This window comes from Pseudomonas sp. MD330_10 (assembly GCF_042610415.1).
GTDB lineage: Bacteria > Pseudomonadota > Gammaproteobacteria > Pseudomonadales > Pseudomonadaceae > Aquipseudomonas > Aquipseudomonas rhodesiae.
In genome coordinates, this window is sequence record NZ_JBHGZU010000001.1 from 602957 (window position 1) to 626670 (window position 23714).

Here is a 23714-nt window from a genome sequence, read left to right on the forward strand (position 1 = left end):
AAGGATGAGACGTAGCATGGAATGCGCTCCACACCACGGCGATGGCAGTTCGGTTCTTCTGGTGGTCGACGACTACCCCGAAAACCTGATCAGCATGCGCGCCCTTCTGCAACGTGAGGATTGGCACGTGGTGACCGCTGCGTCCGGCGTGGAAGCCTTGGAGTTGCTGCTGCAGCATGACGTCGATTTGGTATTGCTGGACGTGATGATGCCGGGCATGGACGGTTTTGAAGTCGCCCGCCTGATGCGCGGCAGTCAACGTACGCGCATGACCCCGATCATTTTTCTGAGTGCCAATGCGCAATCGCCTGCTTCCGTCTTGGAAGGCTATGCCAGCGGCGCCATCGATTACCTGTTCAAGCCTTTCGACCCACATATTCTCAAACCCAAGGTCCAGGCGTTGTTGGAGCACCAGCGCAATCGCCGGGCTTTGCAGCGCTTGAGCCACGACCTGGAGTCGGCCCGCGCCTTCAATGCCTCGGTGCTCGACAACGCTGCCGAAGGCATCCTGGTGGTCAGCGAGGAGGGCGTGATTCAGTACGCCAACCCGGCGATCTCGCGCTTGCTCAACGCCACGCACAATGAGCTGCAGGGCCAGCCGTTTCTGAGTTTTCTGCAAAAGCCTCATTTGCCTAGTTGGCAGGATTCGCAGATGTATGCCGGTTACCAAACGGGCCAGACCTGGCGCCTGCATGACGCCCTGCTGCGCACCGGTCGCGGTCAGCAGGTGCCGGTGGCGTTATCCTGCGCGCCGCTGCCGTCCGAGCAGAAGGCGATGGTGGTGACGGTGCTGGACATGTCCGAGGTGCGCCACCTGCACCAGCAGTTGGAGTTTCAAGCGGTCACTGACCCACTCACCGGTTTGCTTAATCGCCGTGGGTTCTATCAAGCCGTGGAAAACAGCCTGTTGCGCGGCGAGCGGGGGGAGCAGTCGCTGGTGCTGCTGTACCTGGACCTCGATGGCTTCAAGAGGGTCAACGATTCCCTGGGCCATGATGCAGGGGATCGGGTGCTGCGCTGGGTCTCGGAACAACTGCAAGGTTGCCTGCGTTCCTACGACATCATCGGACGCATGGGCGGTGATGAATTTACCGCGTTGGTGGAGCTGGAGTTTCCGGAGCAGGCGGCAAAAATTTCGGAAAAATTGATCGAACGGGTGTCTGTCTGTCAGCAAGTCGACGGTTTGGATGTGATGCTCGGCGTGAGTATCGGCATCGCCACGTTTCCGGACTGCGGCGCGGATTTGAATGGTCTGCTGCGGGCGGCCGATATCGCCATGTACGAAGCCAAACGCGCAGGGCGTCAGCAATATCGCTATTTCGACCAGGAAATGAACGGGCGCGCCCGCTCACGCTTGATGCTCGAAGACAGCGTGCGCACGGCAATCGAAAATAAAGAGTTCACCCTGGTCTACCAGCCGCAGGTGTCGTTGGAGGATGGGCGCCTGCGTGGCGTGGAAGCGTTGTTGCGCTGGCAACATCCCAGTGTGGGTGACGTGCCGCCGGGGTTGTTCCTGCCGTTGCTGGAGGAAGCGCGGCTGATCAGCCAATTGAGCGCGTGGATTTACCAGCAGGTCGCCGCCCAGCGTCATGCCTGGCACAGCACTTTCGATGAAGAGCTGGTGCTGAGCGTGAGCCTGAGCAGCAGCCAGTTCAATATGCCCAACCTGGCCAACCAGCTGCAGCAGATGCTGGAGTGCTACGGTTTGAACGGGCGTCAGTTGGAGGTGGAGATCGGCGAAGATTGCCTGATGAGTAACCGCGAGGAGGCCATCAAGCAACTCAAGTTGTTGCGTCGCATTGGTGTGCGTATCGCCTTGGATGACTTTGGTTCCGGGCAGTGTTCCCTGGCCCATCTGCGCGATCTGGAGTTCGACACCCTCAAGCTCGATCCGAAATTAGTGGCGCGCCTGCCAGGCTCGGCGCGCGATGCGGCCATGGCCCGCAGCATCATTGAGTTGTGTGCGCATTTTGAAGTGCTGGTGGTGGCCGAGGGCGTGGAAACCCAAGAGCAGGCCCACTGGCTCAGGGCACACGGCTGTCCGTTCGTTCAAGGGGCATGGGCGGCATTGCCGTTGATGGCCGAGGAAATGGTCGACTGGTCCCGCACCCGCGTGAGTTGAATTGGTTACACTGACGCCCTTCGAATCCCGCCGCGCACGCCATGACTACGCTGAAATACCTCCAGGCCTACCCTGTCACTCTTCAGGAGCAAGTGCGCCAGATGATCGCCAAGGACCAATTGGGCGCCTATCTGGAACAGCGTTATCCCGAGCGCCATGGGGTGCAGAGCGACAAGGCCTTGTACGCCTACGCGCTGGCCTTGAAGCAAGAACACCTGCGCAACGCGCCGGCCATCGATAAAGTGCTGTTCGATAACCGCTTGGACCTGACGCACCGAGCCCTGGGCCTGCACACGACCATTTCCAGGGTGCAGGGCGGCAACCTCAAAGCCAAGAAAGAGATCCGCATCGCCGCCTTGTTCAAAGAGGCCGCGCCGGAATTTCTGCGCATGATCGTGGTGCATGAGCTGGCGCACTTCAAAGAATCGGACCACAACAAGGCGTTCTACAAACTCTGCCAATACATGATGCCGGAATACCATCAGGTGGAATTCGACCTGCGGGTATACCTCACGTATCGCGACCTGCTGGGCAAACCCTGACCGCACAAGGCCAATGACCATGGATGTGAGCAAAACCAAAAGCAGCTTCTACCGCCGCCTCTATGTGGCCTACCTGATCGACAGCGGCCAGGCCAGCAACGTACCGGCGCTGACGGAGATGACCGGCATGCCTCGGCGCACGGCCCAGGACACCATTGCCGCGCTGGCCGACCTGGATATCGTGTGTGAGTTCGAACAAGAAGACGGCGCCCGCAACCATGCCGGGTGTTATCGAATTCGCGACTGGGGCGCGATCGATCGGCGCTGGATCGAAGCCAATCTGACCTCGATCAAGCGCGTGCTGGGTTATCCCTGAGTTCTTGGTTGATTCCCTGGCATCATCGGGGGCAAGCCCCTTCCCACAGTTGGCCGCAGTGCTCTGGATGGCTTTCTCAGGCGCGCCGCATGCCGATATGAGGAATGTCGTCCTCCAGGTATTCCTCTCCCGCTACCACGAAGCCATAACGGCCGTAATAGCCCTGCAAATGCGCTTGGGCTGAGAGAAATATCGGCGTATCAGGCCAGATATCGTCAATCTGCTTGAGAGTCTCTTCCATCATCCGGTGCGCCAACCCGGTGCCCCGTGCCGCTGGGGCAATAATCACTCGGCCGACCACCACGTCACCGCCTTGGGTATCGGGGTCCAGCAGCCGAAGGTAGGCCACCAGCTCGTCATTCTGCCAGCCCATCAGGTGATGGGTGTCGCCGATCAAGTCCTGCCCGTCGACGTCCTGATAGATGCATTTCTGCTCCACTACGAAGACTTCGTTGCGTAACCGCAGGATGGCGTAGAGCTGATCTTTGCCCAGGTCATTGTGGTGTTTGCAGACCCAATCAACTGTCATGGTGTGTTCTCGCATAAATGTCTGTTCTTGATAGTAAGCGCGACGGGCAGCTCTGTCTAAATGGTCTATTGTGGTGAATGAAATCAATTAGCCATCACTGAGTGCCCTGTTGCCCCGTTTCTTTGTGTAATCTGGGCTACTGTTAACACCTCAGGTATGGCCTGAGCTAAGCTCGCCAAGGATTTTGAGCATGCCGCGATTTTCTCGTGCCTTTGCTTTAATTGGAGTGTTGTTGCTGGCTCAGCCGGCGTTTGCACAGCGTCTGCGCCTGGTCGCGGATGCCTGGCCACCCTTTACCGATGCGACTTTGATCAATGGTGGGCTGGCCACTGACATTGTCACCACGGCCCTAGCGCGCGCAGGTTATGCCAGTGACTTTGAACAAGTGCCCTGGGCCCGGGCGTTGATGGGCGTGGGCGATGGGCGCTATGACGTGCTGATCAACGCCTGGTACGACGACGCCCGCACGCAACTGGGCGAATTCTCCAACGAATACCTGCTCAACCGCGTGCGTTTTATCAAGCGCCGCGACGACCCTATCGACTATCAGACCCTGGAACAACTGCACGACTACCCGATTGCCGTGGTGCGCGGTTATGCCTATTCGGCGGCCTTCGACGGGGACACCCAACTGCAGAAAGTGCCGGTGCATAACTTCGCCATGGCCGTACGCATGCTGGCGGCGCAGCGGGTGCGGCTGACGGTGGAGGATGAGTATGTGGCGCGCTATTACCTGTCCCGCGAATCGCCCCGGGTGCGCAACGCCATAGAGTTTCTGCCCAAACCGCTGAGCGAAAACAGCCTGCACATCCTGGTTAGCCTGAAAAATCCTCAGCATGCGCAGATTGTGGCGAGCTTTGACCGGGAGATTGCCAGTATGAAGGTGGATGGCAGTTATGCGCGGTTGATGAAGGCCCATGGTATGTAGTGCCTGTGCGGGCCTTATCGGGGGCAAGCCCTTTCCACAGGTGGACCGTGTTAATCCGATCAGGGGTGGAGGGGGCTTGCCCCCCGATAGCGACCTAAGCCGCTTCGGTGTCCTTGATCAAATGCGCCGCCAGTGTGCGCAACGGCCCCAGCTGTCGGCAGATCAGCGCCAGCTGCGTTTGCACCAAGCGCTGCCCCTCGTCGATCTCATCCGGCATCTGCTCCAGCTCGGCGGCCAGGGCTTCTTCGGCATCGCTCTGGATCGCAATCGGTTGTTTGTTGGCCAGCCCCGTGGCGATTTCGTCAATGCTGGCTGCCAGGCTATGGCCGGCGCCGTTGATCAGGTGTTCGCGCACGTCGGCCGGCAGTGCGGTGTCGCGGTGTGCGCCCAACCCCGACAAATAGCTGAGCAAAGTGTGTGATAGCACCAGGAAGCGAAAGCCCACGTCGGCTTCTTTGCGAAAGTGCCCCGGCTCCATCAGCATGTTGGCCAAGGTGGTGGACAGCGCCGCATCGGCGTTGTGCGCATTGCGCCTGGCCAGGCGATAGGCCAGGTCGTCGCTCTTGCCGGCGGCGTACTGCTGCATGATTTGCCGCAGGTAGATACTGTTGCAGGTCAGGGTGTTGGCCAGCACTTTGTTCAGGCGCCGGCCCTGCCAGTCCGGCAGAAACAGGAACACCGCCAGCCCCGCGATCAGGCTGCCGATCAACGTATCGAACAGCCGAGGCAGGAACAGCCCGTAGCCATCGCCCACTTGGTTGAAGCAGAACAGCACCATCAGCGTGATCGCCGCCGTGGCCAGGGTGTAGCGGGTGGTGCGATTGATAAAGAACACCAGGCCGGCAGCGATGGCGAACATCGATTGCACCAGCGGGCTGGGGAACAGATCGAACAGCGCCCAGGCCACGGTCAGGCCAATGGCGGTGCCGACGATCCGTTGGCCCAGTTTGCGCCGGGTGGCGCCGTAGTTGGGTTGGCACACGAACAGCGTCGTGAGGATGATCCAATAACCCTGGGATGCGTGAATCGCATGCAAGGTGCCGTAGCCGATGGTCAGCGCCAACGACAGGCGCAACGCATGGCGGAACAGCAATGACGTCGGCGTCAGCTGCGTGCGCAGCCGTGTCCACATTTCCTTGAGGTTACGCGGCGCGCGATCGAGCAGATTGCTGTCGGTGGCGTCGGCCAGGGCGTCGGGGTTGCTGGCGTCGCCGAGCAGGCGGTCGAGGGTCGACAGGTTGGCCGCCAGGGCGCGCAACGAGCGCAGTAGGCCGCGCCAGGCCGGGTTGCTCTGGATGCGCAGGTGTTCCAGAGAAGCGTTCAGGTCACCGAGGGCTTCGGCAAAACTGTCGTCGTAGACAAACGGCTGGCGCAACTGGATCGACTCAGCGAGGGCCTGGCAGGCCTTGCCTTGCTGGCGCAACAGGCGCTGGCAGCGGAACAGCACGTCGCTGTGGAAAAACGCCTCGGCCAGGGCGTTGTAGGGATAGTGCGAAGAACTGGCGCGTTCGTGGATGTCCTGGGCCAGAAAGTACAGCTTCAGGTAGCGGCTGACCTTCGAACCCGGGCGACCGTTACCCACGCGGTGCAGGATGATTTCCTTCGCCGCATTCAGCGCTGCGACTACGCGACCGTTCTGCTGAGCCAGTTCCAGACGACGGGCTTCTACATCCAGTTGGCGGATCGGTTCAAACAGCGACGACTTGAGCTTGAGGTAACGCCCCAACTCGCGAAACAAACGCGCCAGGCTCTGTTGCACCGGCTGGTTGGAAAACAGCACCTGCCACAACACTGACAACGCGCCATACCAGGCAGCGCCGGCCACCAACAGCAGCGGTTCGTGCCAGAAGTCCGACACCGCCCCTCCGCGCTGATCCACACCGATCATGGTGTAGACCGACAGAATCAGCGTCGCCGAGGCAATCGCACCGTAGCGCTCGCCAAGGGCGCCGAGCATGGTCAGGCAGAAACTCGCCAGCGCCAGGGCAATCGCAAACAGCCAGGGGTAGGGGAACAACAGTTCCACCGACAGCGCGGCGATGCTGAAACACACCAGCGTCACCGCCAGGGCATTGAGGCGGCCTTGCCAGCTGTCATCGGTCTCGGCCAGAGCGCTGGCGATAATCCCCAGGAACAGCGGGATCAGCAGGGTCATTTCATCCTGATACCAGCACAGCGCCATGCTGCCGGTGAGGGCGATAAACACCCGAACGCTGTAGCTGAATTTATCCAGCGCCCATAGGCGCCGCATGGACTGCTTGAACGAGGTCGATGACATGAAGGCTGGAGTCTTCCGGGACGATGCCGCTAAATTGAGGCAGTAAGGACGCCACGGCAAGCGTGGTGATCACATCTCACCGCAAATTATTTCACAGGCACACTGCAAATCAGAACGTGGGAGGGGGCTTCGTCAGACGTATTGCGCGGCGGCGTAGCCCGATGCCCAGGCCCATTGGAAGTTAAACCCGCCCAAGTGGCCGGTCACGTCCAGCACTTCGCCAATAAAGTACAGCCCTGGGCTTTTCAGTGATTCCATGGTCTTGGACGAGACTTCCCGCGTGTCCACGCCGCCCAGCGTCACTTCGGCGGTGCGATAGCCCTCGGTGCCGGCGGGCACGAACTGCCAGCTCGACAACTTCTGCGCGATGTCGGCGACTTCGGCATGGGTGTATTGCTTCATCGGCTTGGACGCGAACCAAGTGTCTGCCAGCAGGTTGGCCATCTTTTTGGTGAAGATCTCACCGAGCAGGGTCTTCAACTCGCTGTTCGGTCGCTCGACCTGTTGCTGTTGCAGCCAGGTGTGGGCGTCGTGCTCGGGCAGCAGGTTGATTTCGACCGTGTCGCCCGGCTCCCAGTACGAGGAAATCTGCAGGATCGCCGGCCCGCTCAGGCCGCGATGGGTAAACAGCAGATTCTCGCGAAAACTCTGGCCGTTGCAGCTGGCCACGCAATCCACGGAGGTGCCGGACAACTCGGTGCACAGCGCCTTGAGCTGATCGGTGATGGTAAACGGCACCAATCCTGCGCGGGTTGGCAGCAGTTCATGGCCGAACTGCTTGGCCACCTGATAGCCGAACCCGGTGGCGCCCAGGGTCGGGATCGACAGGCCGCCGGTGGCGATCACCAGGGATTCACAGCGCAGCTCACCGAGGGTGGTTTGCAACTGATAGCCGCTGTCGAGCTTAGCGATTTCCTGGATGGAGGTGTCCAGGTGCAGGCTTACACCGGTCTGGATGCACTCATCGAGCAACATTCCGAGGATGTCGCTGGATTTGTTATCACAGAACAGTTGGCCGAGTTTCTTCTCGTGGTACGGCACGCCGTGCTTGGCCACCAGCCCGATGAAGTCCCATTGGGTGTAACGGGCCAAGGCCGACTTGCAGAAGTGCGCGTTGTGGGACAGGAAGTTAGCCGGCTCGGTGTACATATTGGTGAAGTTGCAGCGGCCACCGCCGGACATCAGGATCTTTTTGCCGGCTTTGTTTGCATGGTCGATCAACATCACCTTGCGCCCACGACCAGCGGCGGTCAGTGCGCACATCAAGCCTGCGGCGCCGGCGCCAATGATCACAACTTCGGTCGAGCGCACAGCAATGTCCTCATAAAAATACGGGTCTGAATGCAATCAAAACTGTGGGAGGGGGCAAAACCCTTCCCACATTGGATCTTCATATAGGTCGCAGATCGGGTTACAGGATGCGCACGCGCAACGAGCGGCCCTTGATCTTGCCGTCGTTCAAGCGCTGCAGTGCTTGCTTAGCGATGCCCCGTTCCACGGCCACGAACGCCTGGAAGTCGAAGATCGCGATCTTGCCAACCTGGGCGCCGGGGATGCCGGCTTCGCCGGTCAATGCACCGAGGATGTCACCTGGGCGCACTTTGTCTTTACGGCCAGCGGCAATGCACAGGGTGCTCATCTGCGGCAACAACGGACCGCCGCTTTGCGGCTTGAGGTTGTCCAGTTGGTCCCAGTTCAGCGGCGACTTTTGCAGCTGCTCGATGGCCTGGGCACGGTGGGCCTCGGACGGCGCCACCAGGCTGATGGCGATGCCGGTCTCACCGGCGCGGCCGGTGCGGCCGACGCGGTGGATGTGGATTTCCGAGTCGCGGGCCAGTTCGACGTTGATCACCATGTCCAGCGAGTCGATGTCCAGGCCACGGGCGGCCACGTCGGTGGCCACCAGCACCGAGGTGCTGCGGTTGGCGAACATCGCCAGTACCTGATCGCGGTCGCGCTGTTCCAGGTCGCCGTGCAGGCCGACGGCGGAGATGCCCTTGGCCGTCAGGTGGTCGACGGTTTCCTGCACTTGCTGCTTGGTAAAGCAGAACGCCACGCACGAGGCCGGACGGAAATGCGCCAGCACCTTGGTCACCGCGTCCATGCGTTCTTCCGGGGAGATCTCATAGAAACGCTGCTCGATCTGCTCGTCGGAATGGAACGCTTCGGCCTTCACCTGCTGTGGCGCGCGCATGAACTTGGAGGCCAACTGCTTGATGCTCACCGGGTAGGTGGCCGAGAACAGCAGGGTCTGACGGCGTGGCGGGGTCTTGCTGATGATGTCTTCGATGGCGTCATAGAAACCCATGTCGAGCATGCGGTCGGCTTCATCGAGGATCAGCGTGTTCAAGCCGTCCAGCACCAGCGAACCCTTGCGCAGGTGTTGCTGGATACGGCCCGGGGTGCCGACGATCACGTGGGCGCCATGTTCCAGCGAAGCGATCTGCGGGCCGAGGGACACACCGCCGCACAGGGTCAGCACCTTGATGTTGTCTTCGGCGCGGGCCAGGCGGCGGATTTCCTTGGCCACCTGGTCGGCCAGCTCGCGGGTCGGGCACATCACCAGGGCCTGGCAACCGAAGTAGCGCGGGTTGATCGGGTTCAGCAGGCCGATGCCGAAGGCGGCGGTCTTGCCGCTGCCGGTCTTGGCCTGGGCAATCAGGTCCAGCCCCTTGAGGATCACCGGCAAGCTTTGTGCCTGGATCTGCGTCATCTCGACGTAACCCAGCGAGTCGAGGTTAGCCAGCATGGCGGCGGACAGCGGCAAGGTATTAAAAGCGGTGGCGATGGTGGTCACGGGGCGGGCTCTGCAAAAACAAAATGTCGCGCAGTGTACCAGTCTCGTGGGATTTTCCCCGCAAGTTCTAGACGAGCCGCCCGTCAGTGCTCGATGTCGTGCTCGCGGCTGCCCAGCCGTTTGCCGTCTTTTGGCGACAGTTGCAGGAAAATCGCCGCCGCCAACATCGCCATGACGCCCACGGTGAGGAAGGTCAACTGGAACGCGCCGAGCACGGTATTGACCCCGTCATTGCCGGCTTCGGCGGTGAACCCGCCCAGCAATGCGCCGGCGCAGGCCACGCCGAGGCTCAGGGACAATTGCGCCACCACCGACAGCAGGCTGTTGCCGCTGCTGGCCTGGGCGTCGTCGAGGTCGATCAAGGTCACGGTGTTCATCGCGGTAAATTGCAGGGAGTTGATTGCCCCCAGCACCGCCAGCATGCCCAGCAGCAGCGGGTAGGGCGTCTGCTCGCTGACCAGGCCCATGCTCGCCAGCATGATGCCCAGCGCCAGGGTGTTGCCGGTCAGCACCACGCGGTAGCCCAGGCGTTCGATCAGCGGCCGCGCCACGGACTTGGCGAACATCGCCGCCGCCGCCAACGGCAGCATGCTCATGCCGGCCTCCGACGGCGAATACCCCAGCGCCACCTGCAACAGCAGCGGCACCAGAAACGGCAACGCGCCGCTGCCCAGGCGGGCGAACAGGTTACCCAGGATGCCCACGGCAAAGGTGCGGGTCTTGAACAGCACCGGCGAAAACAGCGGGTTATCGATATGCCCGGCGCGCAGCCAGTACGCCGCCAGGCACGCCAGCCCGCCGAACAGCAGCAACATCACCCGCAGGTGCGGCAGGTGCAGTTCGCCCAGGCCCTCCATGGCGATGGTGATCAGCACCATCGCCGCGCCGAACAGCACAAAGCCCATTCCGTCAAAGCGCGTGCGTTCACTGCCGCGCAGGTCCGGGATGAACTTCCACACGGCGTAGCACCCGATCATGCCCACCGGCAGGTTGATCAGAAAGATCCAGTGCCAGGTCAGGTATTGCACCATCCAGCCGCCCATGGTCGGGCCAAGCAGCGGGCCGAGCAGGCCAGGGATGGTGATGAAGCCCATGATCCGCACCAGCTCGGAGCGCGGGTAGGCGCGCAATACCACCAGGCGTCCCACCGGCAGCATCAGCGCGCCGCCCAGACCCTGCACGACCCGAGCCCCCACCAGCATGGTCAGGCTGCTGGACAGCGCGCACAGCAGCGAGCCGATGCTGAACAGCATGATTGCGCCAAAGAAGATCTTCTTGGTGCCGAAACGGTCGGCGATCCAGCCCGATGCTGGGATCAGCAAGGCGACCGTAAGCATGTAGGCGATCACCACCCCCTGCATGCGCAACGGGTTTTCCGCCAGGTCCCTGGCCATGGCCGGCAGAGCGGTGTTGAGAATCGTCCCATCGAGCGACTGCATAAAGAAGGCAATCGCCACCACCCAGGGGAGCCAGCGGGCGGTCTTGGCATCGAGAGGGGCGCGATCGGGCATGGGGGACCTTTTTGTTAGCCGGCTATGTGTCGGCGATTATGCGCCATCCATCGCGCCTTTTCCCACTGGCGGTTGGTCTAAGTCCGACAACACCGCGTGCTCGCCCACCAGGAAATCCAACAGCGCGCGATGCACCGCCAGGGCGGCCTCGCGGGATTCCAGATCCAACAGGTGACCGGTGTGTTGCGCCACCGCAAAACTGCTGCGCCCCACGTATTGCTTGAACAATTGAGCGTCGGCGGCGGGGGTGTATTCGTCCAGCGCGCCGTTGAGGAAATGCACCGGCGTTTCGATTTGCCGCAGCGCCGGCAGGTAATTGCCGTCGCCCAATGCCAGCACCTGGTGGATATGAAAGCGCGCTTGCCGGTATTCGGTGGTGGCCATGTTCGACAGGTGCCGATGGTTATTGCGCTTGAGACGCGGCGACAGGTATTTGCCTACGGTTTCGTTGAGCAAATGGCCGACGGCGGATTTGTCATCGGCCTCGATCAGCACGCGTACGCGGTCCACGTAGTCGAGCATGGCTCGGTTGAGGTTGGGTGCCAGGGCCATCACCACCGAGCTTTTGATGGAGGGCGGGTTGTGCGCCAGGGTGAGCAGGGTGGAAATGCCGCCCCAGGAAGCCGACACCAGATGGTTGACCTCGAAACGCTCCACCAGCGCCCGCAGGATCTGCACCTCGTCGTCCTTGGTGACCAGGTCAAGGTCGCCGTTGTGTTCGCGTGAATAGCCGGAGAACGGCAGGTCGAACAGCAGCACATTGAAGTGTTCGGCCAGGCATTTGCTGGTACGCGCGAAAGACCGCGTGGTGGAGAGCGCCCCATTGACCAGCAGGACGGTGTTCTTGTGTGGATCGTTTCCCAGTCGCTCTACGTGGACGTTGTAGTGCTTGTACAGCCGTTCAATGACAAAACTTCCATGGTTCATGTCAACGCTCCAGCTTGTCCTTCCCCGGACAAGGTCATGCTTTGCGTGCGGGCACGCGGGTAGGGTGGCGGGATGCCACTAACCCTTATAACGAGGTTTTTTGCAGGCGACAACAGGCTGCCCGCGCGCACGGTGCGCAAGAGAAATGACCGTAGGAATGGGTAAAGCCGAGCTGTCTGAAACCAGCACAAGACAATGTGCGAGGGTGCTTGCCCCCGATAGCGATGTGTCAGTTAATGAGCACTTGGTTGAACACCGCTATCGGGAGCAAGCTCCTTCCCACAGGGAGAGTTTTTACAACGTCAGGGTCAGGCGTTTTATCAGCGCCCCCGGTAACAGATTGGAGGCTGTGTTGCGCTGACCGTAGGTACTGGGTGACAGCAGTAACTCCCGCTCGGCGGTCAGTGCTTCCAGCTGCGAACCGAGCAAGCTGTACACACTGTCATCAAAACGCATGGTGCTGACCGGCGCCTTGATCTCGCCGTCCTCCACCCAGAACGTGGCGAAGCGCGTCATGCCGGTCAGGCGCGCGGCCGGCAGGTCGGAGTAGTTCAGGTACCACAGGTTGCTGATATACAGCCCGGTGCCCAACTGCTTGAGGATGTCGGCTTGGGCCAGGTCGCCGGCCGCCATTTGCAGGGCGCTGGGGGATTCGTCGCCACTGGCGCCATTGGCGCTCAGGCCGTATTCGGCGGCGCTGCGCGAATTGACCAGTTGACCGCTCGCCTGGCCGGCGTCGATCAGCGTTACATCGCTGCGCGGGTAGCCTTCGCTGGAGAACGCCTGGCTCAGGGAGCCGCTGATCCGTTCCTGCACCGTCACCTGCTTATTGAGGTGTTGCTCGCCGGCATACAGACGTTGCAGCGAACTGCCTTTGCTGGCGATGGCCTGGGCGGAAAAACCGCCCCAGGTGATGATGCCGATGATTTCTTCAAGCGCTGCCGGTGCCAGGTAAGCGCGGTATTGACCCGGTGCCAGGGTGTGCAGCGGCCGGCCGAGGAAGTCGAGCTGGTCGCGAGCCTGCTGCAAGCGCCGTGCGAACTCGGCGCTGTCCCAGGTGTGCCCGGCGTAGCTGGCTTTGACCGCTTCGCCATTGGCATGGAACAGGCTGAAATCGAAATTGAAGCTATTGGCCTGGTGCCAGCCGAATGCGCCGTCGGAACTGGCAAAGCCACGGCTGATTGGGCCGGCGGCATAGAAGCCCACCAGGTCCAGCGCGTCTGCGGCCTGGCTGACTTCGGCCAACACCTGGGCCAGTTCCGGCAAGGGTTGGGCCTGTTCGTTGTGGCTGTGCCAGGCATCGTGGTTGAGCAACAGGTAGGGATCCGGTGGCAGCAGCGGCAAGGTTTCGCGCAACTGCTGCAGGCCTTCGGCCAAACGCTGGCGATCCAGTTCCGAATCGCCGGCCAGGGTGATGCTCAGGTCGGCGTGACGCCCGTCACTGATCAACTTGAGGTTCACGCTGGCCTGCTGCACCTGCCCGGCCTGGCGCACTTTGGCGTGGTTGAAACGCACGAACTCCGACGCTTCGGCGGCATAGCCCAGGTGAAACTGTTCCTTGTCGGTGATGGCTTGGGTGAGCCACTGCACCAATGCCTTGAAATCATTCATCAGGCATCTCCTCCGAAAACGTCGACGTTGCTGAACACGCAGGCCGGCGAGGCATGGCCGACACGGATCACCTGGTTGGGCTCGCCCTTGCCGCAGTTGGGCGTGCCCAGCACCTGGAAGGTACTGGCGTCGCCCACCGCGCTGAGGTTGCGCCAGAACTGCGCGGAAATCGCGCGGTAGTTGGGGTTCTTCACCACGCCTTTGAGTTCGCCGTTTTCGATCAACTGGCCCCATTCGCAGCCGAACTGGAACTTGTTGCGCGCGTCATCAATAGACCACGAGCGGTTGGTCGACATCAGGATGCCGCTTTCGATACCGCCGATCATTTGCGCCAGGCTCTGGTCGCCGGCCTCGATATTCAGGTTGGCCATGCGGTCGATCGGCGGGCGGTTCCAACTGCTGGCCCGGCTGTTGGCCACACCGTCCATGCCGGCGCGAAATTGCGACAACGCACCGCCCAACGGCTTGAGCAGCAAGCCTTCGCGGATCAGGAACTGCTTGCTGGCGGCGCTGCCATCGTCGTCATGGCTGTAGCTGGCGAGCTGTTCGGGGATGTTCGGGTCGAACGTTACGTTGAGCAGGCGGGAGCCGTATTGCAGGTGGCCGAAGTCGCTGGCCTTGACGAAACTGGTGCCGGCGTAATTGCGTTCATCGCCGAGGATGCGGTCCAGCTCCAGCGGATGGCCGATGGATTCGTGGATCTGCAGGATCATCTGGTCGGGCATCAGCAGCAGGTCGCGCGGACCCTGGGGCGTGTTGGGCGCCAGCAACAGTTGCAGGGCTTCGTCGGCCACCCGTGGTGCGGCGCCTACCAGGCCGAAGCGGCGGATCACGTCATAGCCGCCTTGCTGGCCGAAGTTGGTACCGCCCAGGGTGCGGGTCTGGCTGTCGGTGCTGTCGTAGGCGGTGACACTCACGCCGGGGAACACAAAACGTTGGGCCTGACGCAACTCGGCGCCAGCGCTGTTGAGGTAGATTTGCTCGACCTGGGTCAGGCCAAGGCTGACGTCCCAGCTGACCAGGCGCTCGTCTTTCGGCACGGCGGCAGACTCGTCGCCCAGCAATTGATAGCAGTCGCTCAAGGCAGGAAAGGGCTGGTTGAGTTCGGGCGACAGATAGTCGGCCACGTCGCTGGACACCTGCTGATCGCGCAGGTCGAGCAGCGCATGGGGCTTGATCCGCAGCGCCTGCTGTTCGGCGCGTTCGAGGGCGGCTTGCAGGCCGGCCAGGGAAATATCGTGGGTCGCGGCGTAAGCCTCCACACCGTTGAGACGCACGGTGAGCATGACGCCCTCGTCATGGTTCAGGTGCGGCGGTTCGGCGACATTCTTGCGCACCGACAGGTATTGGCCGGACTCGCGTACGTAGCGCAGGGAGAAGAAGTCGGCGGTGGTGCGCAGGGCACTGAAATGTTTTTTGAGTGTGGCGTGGTGGTCGAACATGGGGCCTTCCTTGTGGGCGGCTCGGTGCGGGCAGGCAACAGAGTAGCTTATCAAGGAGGCGTTTTGCATTGGCGGGTCGGGCGCTATCGGGGGCAAGCCCCCTCCCACACAAGGTCAAAATGTGGGAGGGGGCTTGCCCCCGATGAAGGCACCGCGGTGTATCAGTTACTGCGCAGTCGGCCCCACTTCACGCAACGGCTTACCACGTACCGGCGCGTCGCCCGCTACGTAGTAGTCGGCGGTGCTGCGTGGCAGCGGCTGGCGGCCACGGATCTTGTCGGCGATTTTCTCGGCGATCATGATCGTCGGCGCATTCAGGTTGCCGGTGGTGATGATCGGCATGATCGACGCATCGACTACGCGCAGACCCTGCATGCCATGCACGCGGCCTTCGCCGTCCACCACCGCCATCTCGTCGGTGCCCATCTTGCACGAGCAGGACGGGTGGAACGCGGTCTCGGCGTGTTCGCGGATGAACTTGTCGAGCTGCTCGTCGGTTTGCACGTCGATGCCCGGGCTGATTTCGCGGCCACGGAAAGGGTCCAGCGCCGGCTGTTGCATGATTTCCCGGGTCAGGCGGATGCCGTCGCGGAATTCCTGCCAGTCCTGTTCGGTGGCCATGTAGTTGAAGAGGATGCTCGGGTAGTCCCGTGGGTTCTTCGATTTCAGCTGCACACGGCCACGGCTCGGCGAACGCATGGAACCCATGTGCGCCTGGAAACCGTGCTCTTTCACACCGTTGCTGCCGTTGTAGTTAATCGCCACCGGCAGGAAGTGATACTGGATGTTCGGCCATTCGAACTCTTCACGGGTACGGATAAAACCGCCCGCTTCGAACTGGTTGCTGGCGCCGATGCCGGTGCCGTTGAACAGCCACTCGGCACCGATGGCCGGCTGGTTGTACCAGAGCAGCGACGGGTACAGCGACACTGGCTGAGTGCAGGCGTATTGCAGGTACAGCTCAAGGTGGTCCTGCAGGTTTTCGCCGACGCCGGGCAGGTCGTGGACCACCGGGATATCCAGGCTTTCCAGCAATTTGGCCGGGCCAACACCGGAGCGTTGCAGCAGTTGCGGCGAAGCGATTGCGCCACTGCACACTAGCACTTCTTTGCGCGCGCGGGCTTCAACGCGTTCTTCGGCGGCACCGATCAGGTAACGCACGCCCACGGCGCGCTTGCCTTCGAACAAGACTTTGTCGGTCAGCGCGTGGGTGACGATGGTCAGCGTGGAGCGCTTCTTGGCGGTGTCCAGGTAACCGCGCGCGGTGCTGGCGCGCCGGCCGTTCGGCGTGACAGTGCGGTCCATCGGGCCGAAACCTTCCTGCTGATAGCCGTTGAGGTCTTCGGTGCGCGGGTAACCGGCCTGCACGCCGGCTTCGACCATGGCGTGGAACAGCGGGTTATTGCCGGCCTTGGGCGTGGTTACGCTGACCGGACCGTCGCCACCGTGGTAGTCGTTGGGGCCGATGTCGCGGGTTTCGGCCTTGCGGAAGTACGGCAGGCAATCGAGGTAGGTCCAGTTTTCCAGACCCGGCAGCTTCGCCCAGTTGTCGTAGTCCATGGCGTTGCCACGGATGTAGCACATGCCGTTGATCAGCGACGAACCACCCAGGCCCTTGCCGCGACCGCATTCCATGCGGCGGCCGTCCATGTGCGGCTCTGGATCGGTCTCGTAGGCCCAGTTGTAGCGACGGCCTTGCAGCGGGAACGCCAGGGCGGCTGGCATCTGGGTACGGAAATCCAGACGATAGTCGGGGCCGCCGGCTTCCAGCAGCAGGACGGTGACGCCTTCGTCTTCGGTCAGGCGGGTCGCCAGGGTGTTACCGGCGGAGCCGGCACCCACAATGATGTAGTCGTATTCTTGGGACATTGAATGCACCCTCTTTGAAGTGTGGTCAGCAGGTCGGGCCTCATCGGGGGCAAGCCCCCTCCCACAGGGGAATGCATTCCAAAGGTGGGAGGGGGCTTGCCTCCGATGGCGGCCTCAAAGGCAACGCAAGGCTCGGGTGTTAGAACACCGAGGCGTAATCGCCCAGCTCAACCTGTACCGATTTGATGCGGGTGAAGTTGTTCAGCGAGCTGATGCCGTTCTCACGGCCCACACCCGATTGCTTGTAGCCGCCCACCGGCATCTTCGCGTCGGACTCGCCCCAGGCGTTGATCCAGCAGATGCCCGCTTCCAGTTGATGAATCACGCGGTGGGCGCGGTTCAGGTCCTTGGTCACCAGACCCGCGGCCAGGCCGAAGTCGGTGTCGTTGGCGCGGCGGATCACTTCTTCTTCGGTCTCGTAGGTGAGGATGCTCATCACTGGGCCGAAGATTTCTTCACGCACGATGGTCATGTCGTCGGTGCAGTCGGTGAACACGGTCGGTGCCACGAATGCGCCTTTGGCGAAGTCGCCATCGGTCAGGCGATCGCCGCCGCACAGCAGGCGTGCGCCTTGCTCTTTGCCCTTGGCGATGTAGCCCAACACGCTTTCCATATGGGCGAAGCTGACCAGCGGGCCGAAGTTGGTGTTCTCGTCTTCCGGGTTGCCGATGCGGATGCGCGCCACGCGCTCGACGATCTTGGCTTCGAACGCCGCTTGCAGGTGCTTGGGCACGAACACGCGAGTGCCGTTGGTGCAGACCTGACCGGAGCTATAGAAGTTGGCCATCATGGCGGTGTCGGCGGCGCGATCCAGGTCGGCGTCGTCGAAGATGATCAGCGGGGACTTGCCGCCCAGTTCCATGGTCACGTCTTTGAGCGAGGAGCTCGACGCGCTGGCCATGACTTTCTTGCCGGTGTCGGTGCCGCCGGTGAACGAGACTTTCTCGATGCGCGGGTGCTCGGTCAACCAGGTGCCGACTTCGCGGCCACTGCCGGTCAGGACGTTGAACACACCGGCGGGAACACCGGCTTCGGTGTAGATTTCGGCCAGTTTCAGGGTGGTCAGCGAGGTGACTTCGCTCGGCTTGAAGATCATCGCGTTGCCGGCGGCCAGGGCCGGGGCGGATTTCCACAGGGCGATCTGGATCGGGTAGTTCCACGCACCGATACCGGCGACTACGCCCAGCGGTTCGCGGCGGGTGTAGACGAATGAAGTGTCGCGCAGCGGGATCTGCTCGCCTTCGATGGCCGGCACCAGGCCTGCGTAGTATTCCAGCACGTCGGCGCCGGTAACGATGTCGACGTACTTGGTTTCGGAGAAGGCTTTACCGGTGTCCAGGGTTTCCAGGGCGGCCAGCTCATCGTTGCGCTCGCGCAGGATGTCGACGGCACGGCGCAGGATGCGCGAACGCTCCATGGCAGTCATGGCGGCCCAGATTTTCTGGCCTTTTTCAGCGCTGACCACGGCACGTTCAACGTCTTCTTTCGTTGCACGTTGCACTTGGGCGAGAACTTCACCGTTAGCCGGGTTGATGGCTTCGAAAGTGGCATCGCTGCCAGCGTCGCTGTAGCCGCCGTCAATGTAGAGTTTTTGCAGGTCGAAACGGGCCATAAAGTCCTCGCAAGTGCATAAGTGGTTGGCGTTACCCGCCGACAGTGGGCCATGAGGGTGTGGCATCACTGCGCGGCGGACGTTCAGGGGTTGAGCATTTATAAGGGCTCTAACTCACCTGCTTGGCCAATTGGAAATCCATGTATTCGTAAGCGATGCGTTGCGCCTGCTCCGTGTCGAAAGCGTCTCCCGACAGGGCGCCGCGCAACCACAAACCGTCGATCAACGCCGCCAGGCCGCGAGCCGCGCTGCGGGCTTCGGGCAGCGGCAGCGCTCGGCGGAACTGGCAGCACAGGTTGGAATACAGACGTTGATCGTTGATCCGCTGCAACCTGTGCAATGACGGGTGATGCATGCTGGCGGCCCAGAAGGCCAGCCAGGTTTTCATTGCCGGGCCATTGACCTGGCTGGCGTCGAAGTTGCCTCCGATGATCACCTGAATGTGCGCCCGTGGGCTGTCATCCTTCAGCGCAAGCCTGCGCTCGTAGACGTTCTCGATCAGCACATTCATCAAGTACCGCATCGTTGCGGCGATCAGGCCGTTCTTGTCCTGAAAGTAGTGACTGATGATGCCGTTCGATACACCGGCCAGACGGGCGATCAGCGCAATGCTGGCGTCTGCCATCCCCACTTGATCGATGGCCGTCAACGTGGCTTCGATCAACTGTTGGCGGCGTATGGGTTGCATACCGACCTTGGGCATGTAGCACGTCTCCTTAGGCCTGCCGGCGGGCGATCACGTCCATCGGCTTGAAGGCCAGTCTATTTTGTTTTGATTGAACGTTCAATCAACAAAGAATAAGCTCTGCGACAAATCGTCGCTGCTGGCAGGTTTTCAGCCCGTTCTGACAGCGACATCTGACACCTGGAACATCCCTGGAAGGGCCCGCTCAAGGGCCTGCCGCCGCTTTCGCGGGGGCGGGGATTTTCGGGGTGTCTTTATAACACCCGTCCGTCGACTGCCGAAAAATCGATGTCCCGGGATAACCGTTGCCTTGTGTTTCTCTCTCGCACTGCCCGGAGCATCTGCGCCATGAGTTCTGCCTCTCTTATAAAGACCCCGCCGGAAAAGGTCCGGGTCAACGGTTGGGTGTTTTACACCTCCACCGCGCTGATTCTGTTGTTGACCGCTGTCCTGATCGCCGCCCCGCAGGAGGCCGGGCGCATGCTTGGGGTCGCCCAGGCGTGGCTGTCCAAAAGCTTTGGCTGGTACTACATGGTAGTCATCGCTGCTTACCTGGTGTTTGTGGTGGGGCTGGCGTTTTCGTCCTACGGCAAATTGAAACTGGGCAGCAAGGACGACACCCCGGACTTCAGCTACGGCGCCTGGGCCGGCATGTTGTTCTCCTCGGGGATCGGCATTTCGCTGCTGTACTTCGGCGCCTCGGAGCCGCTGGACCATTACTTCAACCCGCCCGAAGGCGTGGCCGGCAGCAACCTGGCCGCGCGCCAGGCGCTGCAACTGACCTTTCTGCACTGGGGCCTGCACGGCTGGGCGATCTACGCCCTCGTCGGTCTGGCCGTGGCGTACTTCGCCTACCGGCATAACCAGCCGCTGGCCTTGCGCTCGGCGTTGTACCCGCTGGTGGGCGAGCGCTGGGTGAAGGGCGCGGCCGGCCATGCGGTGGACGGTTTCGGCATGTTCGTGACCCTGCTGGGCCTGGTGACCAACCTGGGGATCGGCGCGATGCAGGTGTCGTCCGGCCTGGAAAACCTGTTCGGCATGCAGCACAGCAACACCAACCTGCTGATCGTGATCATCGTGATGAGCACCGTGGCGACCATCGCCGCCGTGTCGGGGGTGGAGAACGGTATCCGTCGTTTGTCCAACCTCAACATCGTGCTGTTCAGCGGTTTGCTGATCTTTGTGTTGTTGTTCGGCCCGACCCTGCACCTGCTCAACGGCTTCGTGCAGAACATCGGCGATTACATGAACGGCCTGGTGTTGAAAACCTTCGACCTGTACGTCTACGAAGGCGACGGTGCCAAGACCGAACGCTGGATGGGCCTGTGGACTCTGTTCTACTGGGCCTGGTGGATTTCCTGGGCGCCATTCGTAGGCATGTTCATCGCGCGGATTTCCCGTGGCCGTACGGTGCGTGAATTGGTGGCGGGCGTGCTGCTGATTCCGCTGGGCTTTACCCTGGCGTGGCTGTCGATCTTCGGCAACTCGGCCCTGGACCTGGTGCTGAACCATGGCGCGGTGGAGTTGGGCAAGACGGCGTTGGAACAGCCGTCCATGGCGATCTACCAATTGCTGGAGCATTACCCAGCGTCGAAAGTCGTGATTGGTGTGTCGATCTTCGTCGGCTTTGTGCTGTTCCTGACCCCGGCGGATTCCGGCGCGGTGATGATGGCCAACCTGTCGTGCAAAGGCGGCAATGTGGATGAAGATGCGCCGCACTGGCTGCGGATCTTCTGGTCGGCGGTGATCACCCTGGTGACCATCGGCCTGCTGTTCGCCGGTAACTTCGAAGCCATGCAAACCATGGTGGTGCTGGCGGGGCTGCCGTTCTCGGTGGTGTTGATTTTCTTTATGTTCGGCTTGCACAAGGCCATGCGTCAGGACGTGGCGATCGAACAGGAGCAGGCGCAACTGGCCGAACGCGGGCGTCGTGGCTTCAGCGAGCGTTTGACCGCACTGGATTTGCAACCGAGCCAGGCCACGGTGCAGCGCTTTATGGACAAGCACGTCACGCCGGCGTTGGAAGAAGCGGCGACTGCGTTGCGTGAACAAGGTTTGCAAGTGCAGACACTGTTGGGCAAGTCCAAGCGCTGCATCGGTGTGCGCATCGAGATGGAAGAGGGCAATCCGTTCGTTTATGAAGTGAGCCTGGATGCTTACTCGTCGGCGCCCAACGATGTGCCCGAAGAAGAGCGCACGCGCTATTACCGTGCCGAGGTCTACCTGCACAACGGGCCTCAGGAATACGACCTGATGGGCTTCACCCCGGAGCAAATCACCCGGGATGTGCTCGATCAGTTTGAAAGCCATCGGCAGCTCCTTGGCCGTGTCTATAGCTGATGCGTTGAAAGCCCGGTGGTGTCACTGACCCCACTGGGGCAAAAAATGTGGGAGGGGGCTTGCCCCCGATTGCAGTGTGTCAGTCAGTCCATCTGTTACTGATCCACCGCTATCGGGGGCAAGCCCCCTCCCACCGTTGTTTTGCAGTGTGTGCTAGCCCAGGTTTTTGCCCAGCAGGGCATGGTAGAGCTCACTATCACCGAGGATCCCCACCACCTGGTTGTTGTCATGCAACACCAGCTTGTTACCCGTCTGATAACGAATCTGCAGCGCATCACGCATGCCGATATTCGAATCCACCAGGGTCGGTACGCGGCCCAGACCTTCCACCGGTTGCCCCGGTGCCCAGTTCTGCAGGTTCATCACCGCACCGTTCTGGCGGGCGCCCTGGATAGTGTTGCCTTCGGCCAGGTCCAGCCACGAGTCGCCGCTCGGGTCCAGGCACACCGAACCGTTGACGCGCTTGCAGTTGTCCAGGGTGCGCATCAGGCTGCGGCCGCACAGCACGTTCAGCGGGTTGGTGTGAGCGACGAAGGTGCGCACATAGTCGTCCGCCGGGTTCAGCACGATCTCTTCCGGCACGCTGTACTGGATGATCTTGCCGTCCTTCATGATCGCAATACGGCTGCCCAGTTTGAGCGCCTCGTCCAGGTCATGGCTGACGAATACGATGGTCTTGCTCAGCTTGCGTTGCAGTTCCAGCAACTCGTCCTGCAGGCCTTGGCGGATCAGCGGGTCGAGGGCAGAGAAAGGTTCGTCCATCAGCAGGATGTCGGCGTCCATCGCCAGGGCGCGGGCCAGGCCGACGCGCTGCTGCATGCCGCCGGACAACTCGTCGGGCTTCTTGTTACGCCACTGGGCCAGGCCCACCAGTTCGAGCTTTTCGTCCACCAGCTTGCGCCGTTCTTTCTCCGGACGGCCCTGCATTTCCAGGCCGAAGCTGATGTTCTCGCGCACCGTCAGCCAGGGCATCAGGGCGAACTTCTGGAACACCATGGCGATGCGTTTGGTACGCATCATTTTCAGCTCTGCGTCGGTGCAGGAAGCAATGTCGATCTGCCGACCTTCATGCTCCACGAACAGCTGCCCGCGGCTGACGGTATTGAGGCCGTTGATGCAGCGCAGCAGGCTGGATTTGCCGGAGCCCGACAGGCCCATCAGCACGCAGATCTCGCCTTTTTCGATATCCAGGCTGGCCTTTTCAACGCCGACAATCTGCCCGGTCTTTTTCAGAATCTCGTTACGGCTCATGCCCTGGTCCAGCAGCTTGAGCGCTTCGCGTGGGTCTTTGGAGAAGATCACGTCGACTTTGTCGAATCGGATAATGCTCATGCATCACCCCCTACTTTGGCATCGGGTTGTTTGCAGATGCGGTCGAGCATGATGGCCAGCAATACGATCGCCAGGCCCGCTTCAAAGCCCAGGGCGATGTCGGCGGTGTTGAGTGCGTTGACCACCGGCTTACCGAGGCCGTCGGCACCCACCAGGGCCGCGATCACCACCATCGACAACGACAGCATGATGCATTGGGTAATGCCGGCGGCAATGCTCGGCATGGCGTGTGGCAGTTCAATGCGCGAGAGCAATTGACGGCGCGAGCAGCCGAAGGCTTTGCCGGCGTCCATCAACTCTTGCGGTACATCACGGATGCCCAGGTAAGTCAGACGGATCGGCGCGGCAATCGCGAACACCACCGTGGAAATCAGCCCAGGCACCACACCCAGCCCGAAGAGGGTCAGGGTAGGGATGAGGTAGACGAAGGTCGGTACGGTCTGCATCAGATCGAGCACCGGCCGCATCATGGTGTAGAACAACGGTTTGTGCGCGGCAACAATGCCCAGCGGCACACCGATGACCACGCAGACCAGGGTGGCGAACAGCACCTGCGCGAGGGTTTCCATGGTTTCCTGCCAGTACCCCAGGTTGAGGATCAGCAGGAAGGAGGCGATGACAAAAACCGTCAGGCCCCATTTACGTTGAATAAAGTGAGCCAGCAGCGCAATCAGACCGATCAATGCCAGCGGATTGAACCAGGTCAGCGCAAACGTCACGCCGTGGATCATCGTTTCCAGTGTCGATGCGATTGCGTCGAAGTAGTTGGCGCCGTGTTGGGTCAACCATTCGACGAAGGCAGCGATGTACTGGCCTAGTGGGATTTTCTGTTCAGTCAGCATGGTAGTGAATGTCCACATGCGAAGGGGAAAA

At 61.4% G+C, this 23714-nt stretch carries 18 protein-coding genes; 5 read left to right on the top strand and 13 right to left on the bottom strand.

Annotated features, from left to right (window positions below; genetic code table 11):
- Positions 1-16 precede the first annotated feature (16 nt).
- Genes ACFZPT_RS02820 through ACFZPT_RS02830 form a run of 3 tightly spaced genes read left to right on the top strand, consistent with a single transcriptional unit; the run spans position 17 to position 2980 of the window.
- Entirely contained in the window at positions 17-2122 is a 2106-nt protein-coding gene (locus tag ACFZPT_RS02820; RefSeq protein WP_034115332.1) for a bifunctional diguanylate cyclase/phosphodiesterase, read from the top strand.
- A 41-nt stretch (positions 2123-2163) separates the two neighbouring features.
- Entirely contained in the window at positions 2164-2664 is a 501-nt protein-coding gene (locus ACFZPT_RS02825) for a M48 family metallopeptidase (protein WP_034115331.1), read from the top strand.
- 19 nt (positions 2665-2683) lie between these two features.
- Positions 2684-2980, top strand: coding sequence for a helix-turn-helix domain-containing protein (locus ACFZPT_RS02830; protein ID WP_034101211.1), 297 nt, complete (start codon positions 2684-2686; stop codon positions 2978-2980).
- Between the two features lie 76 nt (positions 2981-3056).
- Here the strand turns inward: ACFZPT_RS02830 and ACFZPT_RS02835 are convergent, their stop codons facing one another.
- Positions 3057-3509: a GNAT family N-acetyltransferase gene (locus ACFZPT_RS02835; RefSeq protein ID WP_034101761.1), complete on the bottom strand. Its 453-nt coding sequence runs from the start codon at positions 3507-3509 to the stop codon at positions 3057-3059.
- Positions 3510-3699: 190 nt separating this feature from the next.
- Between ACFZPT_RS02835 and ACFZPT_RS02840 the strand changes: the two genes are divergently transcribed.
- Positions 3700-4437, top strand: coding sequence for an ABC transporter substrate-binding protein (locus ACFZPT_RS02840; RefSeq protein WP_034101210.1), 738 nt, complete (start codon positions 3700-3702; stop codon positions 4435-4437).
- A 94-nt stretch (positions 4438-4531) separates the two neighbouring features.
- Here ACFZPT_RS02840 and yccS read toward each other — a convergent pair whose 3' ends face one another.
- The 10 genes from yccS to betI all read right to left on the bottom strand — a co-directional run bounded on the left by yccS (position 4532) and on the right by betI (position 19187).
- Positions 4532-6715 carry a YccS family putative transporter gene (yccS, locus tag ACFZPT_RS02845; protein WP_034115330.1) on the bottom strand — a complete coding sequence of 728 codons (2184 nt, stop codon included), beginning with the start codon at positions 6713-6715 and terminating at the stop codon, positions 4532-4534.
- A 132-nt stretch (positions 6716-6847) separates the two neighbouring features.
- Positions 6848-8026: an NAD(P)/FAD-dependent oxidoreductase gene (locus ACFZPT_RS02850; protein WP_034101207.1), complete on the bottom strand. Its 1179-nt coding sequence runs from the start codon at positions 8024-8026 to the stop codon at positions 6848-6850.
- Between the two features lie 100 nt (positions 8027-8126).
- On the bottom strand, positions 8127-9464 hold the full coding sequence (gene dbpA, locus ACFZPT_RS02855; protein ID WP_231980942.1) for an ATP-dependent RNA helicase DbpA: 1338 nt from the start codon (positions 9462-9464) through the stop codon (positions 8127-8129).
- A 131-nt stretch (positions 9465-9595) separates the two neighbouring features.
- On the bottom strand, positions 9596-11023 hold the full coding sequence (gene mdtD, locus ACFZPT_RS02860; protein ID WP_034101205.1) for a multidrug transporter subunit MdtD: 1428 nt from the start codon (positions 11021-11023) through the stop codon (positions 9596-9598).
- A 36-nt stretch (positions 11024-11059) separates the two neighbouring features.
- Positions 11060-11950, bottom strand: a complete 891-nt coding sequence (locus tag ACFZPT_RS02865; RefSeq protein WP_099312894.1) for an alpha/beta fold hydrolase — start codon at positions 11948-11950, stop codon at positions 11060-11062.
- Between the two features lie 294 nt (positions 11951-12244).
- On the bottom strand, positions 12245-13561 hold the full coding sequence (locus ACFZPT_RS02870; RefSeq protein ID WP_034115327.1) for a TldD/PmbA family protein: 1317 nt from the start codon (positions 13559-13561) through the stop codon (positions 12245-12247).
- Positions 13561-15003: a TldD/PmbA family protein gene (locus tag ACFZPT_RS02875; RefSeq protein WP_034115326.1), complete on the bottom strand. Its 1443-nt coding sequence runs from the start codon at positions 15001-15003 to the stop codon at positions 13561-13563. The genes ACFZPT_RS02870 and ACFZPT_RS02875 overlap by 1 nt, the downstream gene beginning before the upstream one ends.
- Before the next feature lie 165 nt (positions 15004-15168).
- Positions 15169-16872 (bottom strand): choline dehydrogenase, encoded by a 1704-nt coding sequence (gene betA, locus ACFZPT_RS02880; protein ID WP_034101201.1) that lies wholly within the window; start codon positions 16870-16872, stop codon positions 15169-15171.
- Positions 16873-17011: 139 nt separating this feature from the next.
- Positions 17012-18484 (bottom strand): betaine-aldehyde dehydrogenase, encoded by a 1473-nt coding sequence (gene betB, locus ACFZPT_RS02885; protein WP_034115325.1) that lies wholly within the window; start codon positions 18482-18484, stop codon positions 17012-17014.
- Positions 18485-18593: 109 nt separating this feature from the next.
- Positions 18594-19187 carry a transcriptional regulator BetI gene (betI, locus tag ACFZPT_RS02890; RefSeq protein WP_034101198.1) on the bottom strand — a complete coding sequence of 198 codons (594 nt, stop codon included), beginning with the start codon at positions 19185-19187 and terminating at the stop codon, positions 18594-18596.
- A gap of 387 nt (positions 19188-19574) precedes the next feature.
- Between betI and ACFZPT_RS02895 the strand changes: the two genes are divergently transcribed.
- Positions 19575-21509 (top strand): BCCT family transporter, encoded by a 1935-nt coding sequence (locus ACFZPT_RS02895; RefSeq protein WP_236238682.1) that lies wholly within the window; start codon positions 19575-19577, stop codon positions 21507-21509.
- 153 nt (positions 21510-21662) lie between these two features.
- On the opposite strand, the gene choV is transcribed toward ACFZPT_RS02895, so the two are convergent.
- Together choV and choW are read right to left on the bottom strand one after the other, a co-directional pair.
- Positions 21663-22841 carry a choline ABC transporter ATP-binding protein gene (choV, locus tag ACFZPT_RS02900; RefSeq protein ID WP_034101196.1) on the bottom strand — a complete coding sequence of 393 codons (1179 nt, stop codon included), beginning with the start codon at positions 22839-22841 and terminating at the stop codon, positions 21663-21665.
- The gene (choW, locus tag ACFZPT_RS02905) at positions 22838-23683 is read right to left on the bottom strand and encodes a choline ABC transporter permease subunit (RefSeq protein WP_016972877.1); all 846 of its coding nucleotides are present in this window, start codon (positions 23681-23683) and stop codon (positions 22838-22840) included. The genes choV and choW overlap by 4 nt, the downstream gene beginning before the upstream one ends.
- Between the last annotated feature and the right edge of the window lie 31 nt (positions 23684-23714).

What these genes read in the sequence shown, in the direction of transcription:
- choW (WP_016972877.1), bottom strand. Translation starts at nt 23,683, where the DNA reads ATGCTGACTGAACAGAAAATCCCACTAGGCCAGTACATCGCTGCCTTC.
- choV (WP_034101196.1), bottom strand. Translation starts at nt 22,841, where the DNA reads ATGAGCATTATCCGATTCGACAAAGTCGACGTGATCTTCTCCAAAGAC.
- ACFZPT_RS02870 (WP_034115327.1), bottom strand. Translation starts at nt 13,561, where the DNA reads ATGAATGATTTCAAGGCATTGGTGCAGTGGCTCACCCAAGCCATCACC.
- ACFZPT_RS02865 (WP_099312894.1), bottom strand. Translation starts at nt 11,950, where the DNA reads ATGAACCATGGAAGTTTTGTCATTGAACGGCTGTACAAGCACTACAAC.
- ACFZPT_RS02840 (WP_034101210.1), top strand. Translation starts at nt 3,700, where the DNA reads ATGCCGCGATTTTCTCGTGCCTTTGCTTTAATTGGAGTGTTGTTGCTG.
- ACFZPT_RS02820 (WP_034115332.1), top strand. Translation starts at nt 17, where the DNA reads ATGGAATGCGCTCCACACCACGGCGATGGCAGTTCGGTTCTTCTGGTG.
- ACFZPT_RS02825 (WP_034115331.1), top strand. Translation starts at nt 2,164, where the DNA reads ATGACTACGCTGAAATACCTCCAGGCCTACCCTGTCACTCTTCAGGAG.
- betB (WP_034115325.1), bottom strand. Translation starts at nt 18,484, where the DNA reads ATGGCCCGTTTCGACCTGCAAAAACTCTACATTGACGGCGGCTACAGC.
- betI (WP_034101198.1), bottom strand. Translation starts at nt 19,187, where the DNA reads ATGCCCAAGGTCGGTATGCAACCCATACGCCGCCAACAGTTGATCGAA.
- ACFZPT_RS02875 (WP_034115326.1), bottom strand. Translation starts at nt 15,003, where the DNA reads ATGTTCGACCACCACGCCACACTCAAAAAACATTTCAGTGCCCTGCGC.
- dbpA (WP_231980942.1), bottom strand. Translation starts at nt 9,464, where the DNA reads ATGCTGGCTAACCTCGACTCGCTGGGTTACGTCGAGATGACGCAGATC.
- ACFZPT_RS02835 (WP_034101761.1), bottom strand. Translation starts at nt 3,509, where the DNA reads ATGACAGTTGATTGGGTCTGCAAACACCACAATGACCTGGGCAAAGAT.
- yccS (WP_034115330.1), bottom strand. Translation starts at nt 6,715, where the DNA reads ATGTCATCGACCTCGTTCAAGCAGTCCATGCGGCGCCTATGGGCGCTG.
- mdtD (WP_034101205.1), bottom strand. Translation starts at nt 11,023, where the DNA reads ATGCCCGATCGCGCCCCTCTCGATGCCAAGACCGCCCGCTGGCTCCCC.
- betA (WP_034101201.1), bottom strand. Translation starts at nt 16,872, where the DNA reads ATGTCCCAAGAATACGACTACATCATTGTGGGTGCCGGCTCCGCCGGT.
- ACFZPT_RS02830 (WP_034101211.1), top strand. Translation starts at nt 2,684, where the DNA reads ATGGATGTGAGCAAAACCAAAAGCAGCTTCTACCGCCGCCTCTATGTG.